Raw genomic sequence first — 13,023 nt, 5'->3', positions numbered from 1 at the left:
CTAGGTCCGTTAGCTATACAGTGTCGGATCAACGCCCAAGGTTGCATGAACGCGGTTGAGGTACGATTCACTTTGGCAATATGCAAGTCGTTCACGAGCTTCTTGCAGTCGCTCGTCCAACTTCAGCCGAGAGATGACGGTCTTGTGCGTTGTTCGCGCGCAATACTCGGTCAAATATGCGACGTGGCGTTCCCACAAGCGATGATCCACCTTTTGCTTCATTTGCAGCCGAGCTTTGTACCAATCGCTCTTGAGCATTTCTGCACGATCGAAAAGTCGTACGATTTCTGGATCGGTTTGATCTTTGCCTTCAAAGTGATCATGAGCCATGATTTCGAGGATTGCACGCAGTGGCGGAATGGCTTTGTCGATTGATCCATCTTCGAAGTAGCGCAGTGCAACTCGCTTTTGGACTTCCGTGATGTGGTCAATTCCGTCGACGTAGGCGGTCATATCCTGCTCCTCTGGCTTGAGGATCTTGGAATCGAAGACTTTGTTCGGGTTGTCGAAAACGCGACCAAAGAAACGCTCGACAAATTTTGCGGTGATTCGATATCCTAGTCGCGACTGTTTGATCGTTCTGCCTTCGTAATCGAAATCTTCGAGGCGTTTGAGCATTCCGTTTTGGATCAAATACTCGGGTTCGCGTTCGTGGGGGAACAGGCGACACCAAATTTCTGGGACCAACAAACTGATGTCATGGCTGACCTCGATATCTGGTCCAATATGTCCAGCAGCCGTTGAAAACCCACCCATACCACACAAGATCATGCTGACCATGGCAGCGTTTAAGTCATGGACAGGCAGCAGTGCGTTGAACGGACCTTTGGTCAGCGCGCCTTCGCTGCCTGCACCGGTCGTCGATGGGCTCTTGCCGGTCAACGAGCAGACGTAATCCATGAACAGTTCAGGCATCTCCTGATAGTGAATCGGATTATAGACCGCCAAGGACCGATACCCAGCTTTGGCATCTGGAGGATTGTTTCGGCGACCGGAAAGAATCGCGTTCACCGGAGTCGGCAATTCGACATTAGGTGGCGAGGATCGTGCTAATTGCATAGCACGCATCGCGACGTATCGATCCAGCGGATTTACCAAGTCGGGGCGATCTTGCAGATAGCGTGGGTTCTTGCTCGGCTTGCCATCCACCAGTCGAGGGTGAGCGTTGCTGACGATGAACTCGGAAGTCTCATCCAACGTGAACCCCTTCAACGTAGCCTTCATCGGATCGGTATACTGGTCAAAGTCCACGACCGCTTCTCGTTCTGCTTGGACATCGGACTTGGTCAGCGGTTGATAGTTACAGAAGAAGTTCCCTTTGGCGGCGACATCATTCTCCGTTTGTTTATCGAAGCCGCGGTGAACAGCATCGTCTGGCCTTTGGAACAAACGGAACTCGCAATTGGCGACAAACTTATAACTGCGGTCTTTGCTCACTGCGGGAAGATGTGGCAGCGAGGCACCTGGGGCGACTACGGAAGCCGTGATGTCGTCTTCCAATTGAATCTTAACAGCGGCAGCAAAATCCTGACGCAACTTGTAAGTACGCCAGCGGCCTTGCGTATCTAAGCCGACGCGGAGGTAGAGACCGACTATTTTTCGATTACCATACTTCAGCTCATGCCCATCGGAACCATTGACCACATCGACGCCAAAGTAGTTTCGCCAAGAATCGACCCAGTCTGGTTTTGCAAATCGTTTGACTGCAAAAACAATCGGGTAAATGTGGTTTGGGATCGAAGCGAGATACTTGTTGTACTCGTCCGTATATTCATCCGAGGGAGTTAGCAGTTTGATGACACTGCCCAGTGAACGTTTCGGATCGAGGATCTTACGCGTCTTTCGCTTGGTATAATCTGGTTTGTCAGCCGCATCCGGCTTCCAACGGTCGCTGTAATCGCGGGCTAGAATCTTATCGATGAGGTCAAAATCTTCATCGACGTTGGCGACGAAAATTGGCCCTGCCAGCATGTAGTCTCGCAACGATTTGCTGATTTCGCTTTTCCCACCACCGCTAACGGTACAAGGCTTATGGCAGACGGTACCTTCGCCGCTGGTGCCGACGATGCGCCACGAAGGAGCCCATGGGTGCTTCTCGATCTTCAAACGATAGCCACTTGGCGCGATATATGTTTTATCGGCTTCGAGCTTTAATGATTTCTCAAATCCGTTCTGTACCCAGGTGATCTGCTGATCGCGAAGACTGAAGTGCGCACTTTCGTTGACGTAAATAATGTTAGGGCATTGGCTGTCGACTCCATAACCGTCCGCATGTATTTCGATAAAGTGATTTCCGTAGTCGCGGGCAACATCTGCAAAAGTTCGACCGTTGTAACGACGGGAATCCAGTTGAAAGTCTTCACCTAAATGATGCGACGGGAAAGCAATCGCGCCGCCAGCATGTTCCTCTTCGACGTTCCCGAGCAGATTCGCGGCATAGCTGATCTGTGTCTTTACTTCTTTCTTGCAGTATCCAAAGTAATTATCTGCAATCAAGGTAACGATCACGCCATCGGCGGTACGGCAGGTTAGCTTGAACGCTTGTCCGCCATTGTATAACTCATCTTCTGTTTTCCACGCCATCCCATGCGCTCGCTGACGCTCGGTTGCTGCATCCCAATGCGGTAGTCCCAAATCCTTCTTTGGGACTTTCGTCAGATGCGGAGCCAGGATCACGCAGCCAGTATGACCAGTCCAATGCAAAACATCCAATGCCGCATCGTTCTCCGGTACTAACGGATCACCGGCATTACCAAAAATCGACTCCACAAAGTCCAAGTTTGCCACCAATGCGCCAGGTGCAAAGAATCGAATCTCCATGGTCTTGCGACGGCTAAAGCCCTCCACGCGCGGACAGACCAGCGGGCGAACAAGCAACGAGACAAATGTGTAAGCAGGAGAATTGCTTCCGGATGTAAACGGCAGTTCCAACAAAGAGTCTGGCGGAGTGACCGCGCGCTTGAACAGTTCCGCAAAAACCGCTTTCGGAACAGCGACCTTATCATCCGGAATTGGCAAGCCACCTTCAGTCACATGGAAGGTGCCAGCGGTTGTACGTCGGTCGGCGGCCGGATTGTGCAGCACGCCGTTGGCCAAGCGATAAGAACTGACATACTCGTTCTTGCAATAGTTGCCATTATCGGGCAGGGCAAGTTCGCGAGCCATGCCGTGTCTATCCAATACAAGAGTTTGGTCTGGAAGTCGTAGCGGCGAATCAAGTTTGAGATCAGCGAAGTGTTGATTCAGAAAGCCTTCGATGCGATTGTCGATGGGAGCGCGAAGCTGCGCTAACAAACGATTTTTTTCTTCGAGGTTGGCAAGAACGCCTTCAGGCAAATCCACTTTCGCCTTAGCCACATCATCTAAAACCAAATCGCTGGCAGCCATCTCAATATAGATGTACTGACGCAACAAATCCCCCGAATGTTGGTCGTTGTATTGAAGCCGCGACCAAGACAACTTGTTTTCGACTTCGACCATGCCTTCCCAACCATTTGGGATCGCCGGATCGCTAAGCTTCCCTTGATAGGTTGCATCATGCAGGCTGGTTACATTGCTGGAACTATGACCATTGGGTGGCGTATTGGGTTTAGCGTTCATATTTCGAATAAAGATCTCGTTTGAACAGAAGCGGGAACACGCCTGAATATAACGAAATCAATTGCACAGGAGAGCAACCAAGCTACCGGTTTATGGAACTTCTCACGAGTTCACTCTCTGCGATGAGCATTTGACAAAAAGTTCTCGGAACAGCCAAGTTTGGATTGGTGCGATATCTACCCTTGAAATATCATCTAGGGTCCCCGATCATATTTAGGATCACTTCCCCACCTTCCCAAATTTCCCTTGGCACAATTTAAGCGATGAAGAATTTCTCCATTTTTTTTCTAGCATTCGCAGTACAGTTTAGTCTCGTGCGACATGCTCAAGCCGAATTGCGTTCGACACCTCCTGATGCATTTCGAGTACCAGCAGGCTTTCAGATCGATTTGGTTTACGAAGTGCCACTCAACGAGCAAGGCTCGTGGGTAGCCATGGCCGTGGACCACGATGGCTCGCTGATTGTTAGTGACCAGTATGGGGGCTTGTATCGTGTCCATCTGCCCGGCGAAGGCAAAGAGTTACAAATACAGTCCATCGCCGCACCTGTAGGTATGGTCCAAGGAATCTGTCCCACCAAAGATGGACTGTATGTCAATGTGAATGGACGCGATGCTGCGGAGGGCAGCGGAGTTTATCGTCTACAAGACATGGACGGCGATGGAACGTTTGAGACTTCTGCCAGAATTATCCCGATGTCGGGCACATCGGAGCATGGGCCACACGCAATCATTGAAGGGGCTGACGGAAGACTCTACGCTTGCTCGGGCAACGACAGCGAAATCCCAGAAGCGATCCATCACTCACGCGTGCCTAAGGTTTGGGGCAACGACCATTTGTTGGGACGCATGCCGGACGCACGCGGGTTCATGGCGGACCGCATGGGGCCAGGCGGCTTTGTGCTCAGCTTCAATCCCGATGGCAGCGATGTGGAATTGATCGCGGTTGGTTTTCGTAATGAATATGATATTGCGTTCAACAAGCAAGGTGATCTGTTTACCTTCGACGCCGATATGGAATGGGACGTTGGAACCCCATGGTATCGCCCTACTCGAGTCAATCATGTCGTCAGCGGAGTCGACTTTGGTTGGCGAAATGGTACAGGAAAGTACCCCGAGTACGCAGCAGACTCGTTTGGTTCGGTGGTGGATGTAGGCTATGGATCGCCTACGGGCATCGCCTTTGGATACGGCACCAACTTTCCGGAACCTTATCAGTCCGCTTTGCTAATTGGCGACTGGAGCTATGGTGTCATCTATGCGGTTGAATTAGAGCCAAAAGGCGGGACGTACGAAGGCAGTCTGAAGCCCTTCATCAGTGCAGCCCCCATGGCGGTCACCGATTTTGTGGTACGGCCACAAGATGGTTGTCTGTATGTGGCTGTGGGAGGACGCAAAACACAGTCCGCACTTTATCGCGTAAGTTACCAAGGGGACAAGGTTACACCAAAATCCGTCATTGCTTCAGTCCCTGCCGAAGCGGAGCTTCGACGTCAGTTGGAAGCTGGTCACCATCCAGATGCAGATGGAGCTTACATTCGATTGGCTATTCAGCATTTGAGCAATCCGGACCGCGCAGTTCGCAGTGCTGCCAGAATTGTTTTAGAGCATCAGTCGCCTGCTGTTTGGCGAGCCGATGCAATGAAGCTGCAAGACTCACTTTCCCGTATCACCACCGCCGTCGCGCTAGCTCGAACCGGTGAAGCCTCCGACCTATCGCCCATGCTCGCTTCGCTCAGCAGCATCGCTTGGTCGTCGCTCAATGACACGGCAAAACTGGAACTGCTGAGAGCTTATCAATTGCTATACATTCGACTTGGCACGAGCACCGATGAGGACCGCAATAGTGTAGTTGCTCAGTTGTTGCCACACTATTTGAACGACATAAACGCTCCACTGGTCAACCGCGAGTTGGCTCAAGTGCTGTTGCACTTGAAAGCTCCAGGTGCGGTCGCTCGATCGGTTGAGTTGATGAAGACTAGCGGTTCAGCCGATGACCAAATTCATTATGCGCTCTGCCTGCGTGAAATAAAAACCGGGTGGGATGAAGCGAGTCGTCGCGATTATTTCCAATGGTTCTTTGATGTCGCTTCGGCCCGCGGAGGCGAGTCATTCGGCGGCTTTATCGACAATATTCGCAAAGCTGCGATCGCCACCTTGGACGATACGACCAAGGCAGAGCTAGGCGACCTGGTCTTCAAGATGCCAACAAAGATCGACCCAGCCGCAGCCTTGCAAGCACGCACCTTCGTCAAGGAGTGGCATGTCGATGAACTGGCCACCGCGTTGGAATCCTCAAGCGGTGCTGACTACCAGAACGGCAAGAAGCTCTTTGCAGTCGCTCAGTGTTACCAGTGCCATCGATTCGCAGGGCAGGGCGGTATCCAAGGGCCGGACCTGACCGGCGCTGGCGGTCGCTTCTCGGTGCGAGATTTATTGGTGGCAATTGTTGAACCCAATAAAGAAATAAGCGATCAGTATCAATCAACTCAGTTCTTACTGGAGGACGATCGCGTGGTGGTGGGTCGAGTCGCGAATATGAATGGCGATCGTCTAAGCATCGCGACCAACATGCTGGATCCTGAGAACTTTACAAGCGTTAAACGTAGTGAAATAGTCGAAACGCGTCCGAGCCCAGTGTCGATGATGCCAGGCGGATTGTTGAACACGCTATCGGCTGAGGAAGTACGTGACCTGGTGACTTATCTTCGCAGCGGCGGCCGCCCTGATTCACCGTTGTATGCGAAGTAAGCCGGCGGCGAATCACAAGCGTCAATCTATCTCGCGGTGTTGAGCGACCTTTGTTCTCACACCGCTGTAAATCACAAGTCGCGCTCTTCGCCATACTGATGATATACCTACGGCTTGACTTGCTTTAGGTACAAACTCTTAACGCCATTTCCGACGGTCAACGATCCTCCTGCCAACTCTTCGGAAGTGGTCTTGGCTTTGATCCATTCGGGATCAGCACGAAAGGCGGTGAAGGAAGCAGCACCAGCTTCTGCACTTTTGTGAGCCAAGAAGTAGACCAAAGTATTCTCAGCCGATTTCAAACTTGCCTCGACGTTGGCAGACTCTTGCCCCAGCGGTGATAAAGCTTTCAGAATATCCCCGACGGTCGCCCTTTCATCGCTGAGCAGTTGATAGTAAGCCAAGTTCTTCATGCCATGACGCTCGAAAAGCTTAATGGTATGATCGCGAAATCGATTGTGAATCGCAGCTAGATTCCCTTCGCTAGTAATGTATGTTCGCAACTCAATGACTTCATCTGGCTGAATCTCGTCCCAATTGGAAGGAGTAAAGTCAGTCGGCTGCAAGGCAAGAGAAAACATCGGTTGATGCGTATCGTGCAGCTTAACCAGTGCTTTGGAAATAGGTAAATTGCGTTGAACGCCAGTCCAAATAATAAAGACACGGTCGTCTTGTTCTGCTTCGGGCACCAAAGCGAGTTGGAGTTTGACGCGTCGATCCTCGAGCTCTTGATCGTTAATCGATTTCCACGCCGTGACAATTTCGCTCGCTTGTTCCGCGTCACCGCGATAGATATCCACTTGGACTGATTCGACTGCCATGGCCGCCGTCGATAGAGTTGAGAAACACAAAGCCAAGGTGGCCGCAAAGGTACGTGATTGGAACATGCGCTGCACCCCAATAGGAAAGCTTAGAAAGTAAAGTACGCCCAGACAGCAAATGCAAGGATCGACTTGCCGGGAAGCGTCATTGTACGTCATGGCGTAGGTTGCCGCTAGCAATCGCTCTGCGGTGATCAATTGCTACTGTAAAGTGAGATATGTACGTCTACTCAATTTTGAACGCAGTTTGCAGCCACTTTTTGGCGGTTTGCGTTTTCTCAGGGTGATCGCTGAAGATTTCGCACAGGGGTTCGTCGGCGGCCACTACGGCTCCAGGGCGAACGATCATGCGTAGTCCCACGCGATGATCAAGCGCTTGCCCAACTTCGCTGCGTCCGCCGCCTAATGCAATCACAGCCATGCCGACTGCATAGCAATCGACGCTGGTTAGACTTCCGCTGCGATCAGCTTTCAACACGGAACAGTCTGCGAGCTTCGGCAAATCCTTCAAGCGGCCTGATTGGCTGGCCACCATTTCTTCAAAGCGCTCGAAAGCAGAACCATCCGCCAGTGATGCTCGCAGCTTCTCACAAGCCTCTGCATGCGTTGAAGCAACCGAACAACTGACCAACAAGTCCGCGCATAAATCAATCGTCAAGTCGGTGACGTCGCGCGGGCCAACATTCTTCAAGATATCAATCGATTCCAAGACTTCGTTCAAGTTTCCAACCATATCACCCGTTGGAAAATTCATATCGTTGATGCGGGCTGTGGTGCGGACGCCAAAGGATTCGCCAACGCGGCACAGCGAAGCGGACAGTTGTTCGGCTAGCTCGCGTGTTCGCATAAACGCACCGGTGCCAAACTTGACATCCAGCGACAGTGCGTCCAACGTTTCAGCCATTTTCTTGGACATGATGCTGCTGGTGATCAATGCGACCGAAGGGACGGTGCCAGTCACATCGCGAAGCGCATAGAGGACTCGATCGGCTGGCACGACATCCTTGGTAGTCCCAGTAATCACACAACCAATCTGCCGTAATTGCTGCTCGATCTCTTCTTCGCTTAAGTTGGTGCGATAACCAGGGATCGCTTCTAGTTTATCCAGGGTTCCACCAGTGATCCCCAATCCCCGTCCGCTGAGCATAGGGACATCCAATCCGTGGCAGGCCAGCAGTGGCGCCAAGATCAAGGAGACTTTATCGCCCAGGCCGCCTGTCGAATGTTTGTCCACGCGAGGTCGATCCGTCACTTTTTGCAAGCGGCGACCGCTGCCCAGCATCGCAGCAGTCATATGGGAGATTTCTTCGCTAGACATGCCACGGCAGCAGATGGCCATGGTAAAGGCCGACATTTGGTAGTCTTTGACTGCCCCTTGCGTAAATCCAGCGACGATCGAATAAATCTCTTCGCGGGTCAGTTCGTGTCCGTCACGTTTTCTTTCGATCACACTGATAGGGTTAAACATAACGGAAATCGGCTCCAAAAAAGGTTGTTTACGAATCGCTCTTACGATAGGTGGCGTGAAAACCACAGGCAAGTAGGAGCCTGTGAAAAAGTTCACACCTGCCAAGTTTGCTCAAGCAGGTTAAACTAATGGGATTGTGAAGTCATTTTTATTCTGCAAACGTGGGTTGATTATGCGATTACCGCACCGCTTTATGCAATTGGTTTGTGGCACTTTGATAAGTACCCTCGGGACTGGCCAGTTCGTTTTCGCCCAAGACAGTGGACCGTCAACACCTGGGCTACCCAGTGTCAGCTCCAAAGATTTGATCGCCGATGTCAACGAAGCCAAGAATACTGCTAGAGATTTATCGGCGGCCTTTCGATTAGCTGCTTCCAAGGTCATGCCATCGGTGGTTGTGGTCTTGGCCAAACGAGCGGATGTCAATGAAACGTTGGACCAACTGCAATTGTTGGACGATAGCGCCACGAATTATAGTGCCGGCTCGGGAGTGATTTTGTCGGCAGATGGATTGGTGGTGACCAACAACCATGTTGTCGAGAATTCAAAAGAAGTCCGCGTACGTCTGGCTGATGGCCGTGAATTCCCAGCCAGCGATGTTCGCCGCGACGAGGCCAGCGATATCGCGATCCTGCGTATCAAAACGCCTGAACCTCTGCAGGCGATCGAAGTGGGCGATTCCAGCCAAATGTCCGTCGGTGACTGGGTGATCGCCGTGGGCAGCCCATTCCTATTAGAACAAACCGTGAGTGCAGGCATCATCAGCGGCAAGTCCCGCATCCTGAAAGGCTTGGTCAGCGGACAGCTCCTGCAAACGGACGCTTCGATCAATCCTGGCAATTCCGGCGGCGCGCTGACTAACTTAGACGGTGAGTTGATCGGGATCAACACGGCGATCGCTTCCAGTAGTGGCACCTTTGTGGGTGTTGGATTTGCCATCCCTAGCAAACGGATGCAGTGGATCGTCAGTGAGCTGGAGTCGCGTGGCGCGGTGCGGCGAGCTGCTTTGGGGGTAACCACGGTGGAATTGCCGCAACAGATCGCCGTCAAACTCAACCTGCCCATCCGAAACGGAGGAGCTTACGTCGTGCGAGTGCGACCGGGCTCGCCTGCTGCCAAAGCCGGAATCCAAAGTGGCGATACGATTTTGCAAGTCGCCGAACAGGCTGTTCACAGTCCTACCGAACTCTCGACAATTATCGAGCAATCGCCAGTCGGGCAGCCAGTAGTGGTTGGGCTGATTCGCAATGAAAAGCGAACGGAAGTCAGCGTGACGCTGGATGAACGCTCGTGATCGAAAATAAGCGACAACGCCTTTTCGCCTTGCGTATCGGGAGAATGCGACCATAATCTCGGACATTCGCTTGAAAACGCAGAGGCAATCGAGTCGCCGCGTTTGTTTTGATTCTTTGTGACCACTTATTACTACTCGGGAGTTGTCTGCATGGCTCTGGTTCCTTTGCGTAAAGTCCTCGATCACGCGGCAGAAAACAATTACGGTGTGGCTGCTTTCAATGTTAACAACATGGAGCAGATCCAATCCATTATGGAAGCGGCAAAGGAAACGGATTCTCCTGTGATCATCCAAGCGTCGCGAGGCGCTCGTTCTTACACCAACGATAACTTCCTGCGTCATTTGATGATTGCAGCGACTGAACTGTACCCACATATTCCAACGGTCATGCACCAAGACCATGGCAATTCGCCGGAAACTTGTATGTCGGCCATCGAGAACGGATTTACTTCCGTCATGATGGACGGATCGTTAAAGGAAGATGGCAAGACCCCTGCCGACTATGCTTACAACGTTGCTGTTACGAAGAAAGTCGTTCAGCTTGCCCATGCCAAAGGCGTCAGCGTCGAAGGCGAACTGGGTTGCTTAGGATCGTTGGAGACAGGCGGTGGCGAAGCGGAAGACGGCCACGGTGCGGAAGGCGTACTAAGTCACGACCAATTGCTGACTGATCCAGAAGAAGCAGCGCAGTTCGTTGCAGATACCAATGTCGATGCACTGGCCGTTGCCATCGGTACCAGTCACGGCGCTTATAAGTTCAGCAAGAAGCCAACCGGTGAAGTATTGGCTATGGACCGCATCGAAGCGATTCACAAGCGATTGCCTAACACGCACTTGGTAATGCACGGCAGCAGCAGCGTGCCGCAAGAACTGCAAGACATCATCAACAAGTATGGTGGGCAGATGAAGCAAACTTACGGCGTGCCTGTGGAAGAAATTCAACGCGGAATCAAGAGTGGCGTTCGCAAGATCAACGTCGATACCGATTGCCGTATGGCGATCACTGGCGCGATTCGCAAGGTCTTGGCAGAATCGCCTGAGAAATTTGATCCACGTGATTACTTGAAACCTGCGCGAGAAGCGATGAAACAAGTTTGTATCGCTCGTATGGTTGCGTTTGGCCAAGCTGGAAACGCCAGCAAGATCAAATAGCTACCGTGCTTTGTGTTGAATCAGCCTAACGCACCCTGCAAGCTGTTGATTTAATCCCAACCTGGAATATGACGATCAGCCGGAGTGCGTTAGCACCCGGTTAACGGGAACGAACCGGACTCTAACGCGTTCTGGCTGATTAAATCAACAGCCTGCTTGCGCGTTGAAGCTACATTGAAGCCAACTCAGGTTCGGTCTGTCCGAACTGAGTTGGCTTTTCTTCTGAGTATGCAAGAAAATGTTTGAGCCTGTCGTACGACCGCTACCTGAGCATCTGGTGCCTGCTCTGGCCCTGGAGAGACTGCGACATCTGCCGCATGTCTGCTTGTTGGAGAGCTCTCGCAGGCATCCGAATCTGGGGCGTTATTCGTTCCTGGCCGCAGATCCTTTCGATACGTTTCGCTTGGACGGCCGTTGCGTAGATCCACTGGCCGGTTTTGCAAAGCGATTGCGAGCTCTACCGACGCAAGCCGCTATTGCGGGACTTCCGCCAATGCAGGGTGGTGCCATGGGGATGCTGTCCTACGATCTTGGCCGTTGCTTTGAACGAATACCTGCGGCCAAGCATAATGAATTTGAGTACCCGTTAGCGCTGGTTGGATTTTACGATGTGGTCCTGGCTTGGGACCAGGTACTGGATCGCGGCTGGCTTATTTCCCAAGGGCTGCCCGAGTTGAATCCGCAATCTCGACAAGTTCGAGCCGCACAGCGTGCAAACCTTGTTTGGAGTTTATTGGAAAACCCAGTCAGCGATGAGTCATCGGCTGCTTATCCGAAATTCGCTGTGTCCCCGCATGCGACCGCTCATGGACTAACGGCCGACCAATTCGACACCCGTTTGGCTCGGAATTGGATAGGTACTTTTGATTCAGCAGGTTTGCAAGCAGCGATTGATCGCGTCCGAGCTTATATTGCTGCGGGGGATGTGTTTCAAGTCAACTTGGCTCAACGACTGATGCGGCCAGCGTTTTGCGACGCTGTGACTCTTTATTCTGAACTCCGCGATTACTCGCCTGCGCCCTTTGCGGGGTACTTCGACGGTGGCGATTTCCAACTGATCAGCTCTTCGCCCGAGCGTTTTTTGCAGATGAAGTCCGATCGCTGGGTGGAAACGCGACCCATTAAAGGAACGCGTCCTCGGGGCCAAAGCGAGGCAGAGGACCTAGCGCTGCGCGAAGAACTTGCTTGCAGTGCCAAAGATCGCGCGGAAAATACCATGATTGTGGATCTGCTCCGCAACGATTTGTCTCGAGTCTGTGAGCCTGGCTCGATCGTAGTACCAGAATATTGTGTGGTTGAACGTTATCCCCAAGTGCAACATCTGGTCAGTTCGGTTAAAGGACGCTTGCGAAGCGGTTTGGATGTTACCGACCTACTAGCAGCGACATTTCCAGGCGGCAGCATCACCGGTGCACCCAAAGTCCGAGCGATGGAGATTATCGCGGAGCTTGAGCCAACGCATCGCGGCCCTTATTGCGGCTCATTGGGCTACGTTTCATTGGACTCTAGCAGCGATTGGAATATCCTGATTCGGACAATCTTGTCCAAAGCCGGATGGTGGCAATTGAATGTAGGTGGCGGCATCGTCTACGATAGCAACAGCAAACTAGAAGAGGAAGAAACATGGACCAAAGCCAAAGGGATGGTGACTGCAATCGAGCGATTGAGCGCCCCGGCTGCCACCACCACGACTCAGTGACAATCCTGCTCTTTGCCGGAGCCGCCGAAATCGCGGGCACTCGCAAAGTCACGCTCGATGTTCCGTTGCCGGCCTCGTTGGACCAAATTGCGGCTACGCTGGTCGCTCAACATCCAGTGCTTGAGCCATTGGTTGGTCGCTCTCGATTTGCATTGAATGGCCAGTTTGTCCACAATACAGAGATGATCACAGACCCGCATTCGGAAGTCGCAATGATTCCGCCAGTGAGCGGTGGTTGA

8 protein-coding genes are annotated in these 13,023 nt (G+C 52.2%); 5 read left to right on the top strand and 3 right to left on the bottom strand.

Annotation, left to right across the window (positions count from 1 at the left end; all coding sequences use genetic code 11):
* Nucleotides 1–9: 9 nt before the first annotated feature.
* Nucleotides 10–3,600, bottom strand: a complete 3,591-nt coding sequence (locus SH302x_RS07880) for a PPi-type phosphoenolpyruvate carboxykinase family protein (RefSeq protein WP_479368185.1) — start codon at nucleotides 3,598–3,600, stop codon at nucleotides 10–12.
* 263 nt (nucleotides 3,601–3,863) lie between these two features.
* Between SH302x_RS07880 and SH302x_RS07875 the strand changes: the two genes are divergently transcribed.
* On the top strand, nucleotides 3,864–6,350 hold the full coding sequence (locus tag SH302x_RS07875; RefSeq protein WP_479368184.1) for a c-type cytochrome: 2,487 nt from the start codon (nucleotides 3,864–3,866) through the stop codon (nucleotides 6,348–6,350).
* 107 nt (nucleotides 6,351–6,457) lie between these two features.
* On the opposite strand, the gene SH302x_RS07870 is transcribed toward SH302x_RS07875, so the two are convergent.
* Nucleotides 6,458–7,237 carry a hypothetical protein gene (locus tag SH302x_RS07870; RefSeq protein ID WP_479368183.1) on the bottom strand — a complete coding sequence of 260 codons (780 nt, stop codon included), beginning with the start codon at nucleotides 7,235–7,237 and terminating at the stop codon, nucleotides 6,458–6,460.
* A gap of 160 nt (nucleotides 7,238–7,397) precedes the next feature.
* Complete coding sequence (locus tag SH302x_RS07865; RefSeq protein ID WP_479368182.1) at nucleotides 7,398–8,639, bottom strand: thymidine phosphorylase; 1,242 nt, start codon at nucleotides 8,637–8,639, stop codon at nucleotides 7,398–7,400.
* 172 nt (nucleotides 8,640–8,811) lie between these two features.
* Between SH302x_RS07865 and SH302x_RS07860 the strand changes: the two genes are divergently transcribed.
* The 4 genes from SH302x_RS07860 to SH302x_RS07845 all read left to right on the top strand — a co-directional run bounded on the left by SH302x_RS07860 (nucleotide 8,812) and on the right by SH302x_RS07845 (nucleotide 13,023).
* The gene (locus SH302x_RS07860) at nucleotides 8,812–9,933 is read left to right on the top strand and encodes a S1C family serine protease (RefSeq protein ID WP_479368181.1); all 1,122 of its coding nucleotides are present in this window, start codon (nucleotides 8,812–8,814) and stop codon (nucleotides 9,931–9,933) included.
* 150 nt (nucleotides 9,934–10,083) lie between these two features.
* The gene (gene fba, locus SH302x_RS07855) at nucleotides 10,084–11,085 is read left to right on the top strand and encodes a class II fructose-bisphosphate aldolase (RefSeq protein ID WP_479368180.1); all 1,002 of its coding nucleotides are present in this window, start codon (nucleotides 10,084–10,086) and stop codon (nucleotides 11,083–11,085) included.
* 238 nt (nucleotides 11,086–11,323) lie between these two features.
* Nucleotides 11,324–12,784, top strand: a complete 1,461-nt coding sequence (locus tag SH302x_RS07850; protein ID WP_479368179.1) for an anthranilate synthase component I family protein — start codon at nucleotides 11,324–11,326, stop codon at nucleotides 12,782–12,784.
* Nucleotides 12,781–13,023, top strand: a complete 243-nt coding sequence (locus tag SH302x_RS07845) for a MoaD/ThiS family protein (protein ID WP_479368178.1) — start codon at nucleotides 12,781–12,783, stop codon at nucleotides 13,021–13,023. The genes SH302x_RS07850 and SH302x_RS07845 overlap by 4 nt, the downstream gene beginning before the upstream one ends.

It is taken from the genome of Njordella calcicola, assembly GCF_056494125.1.
This window is presented reverse-complemented; position numbering and strand designations above follow the sequence as displayed.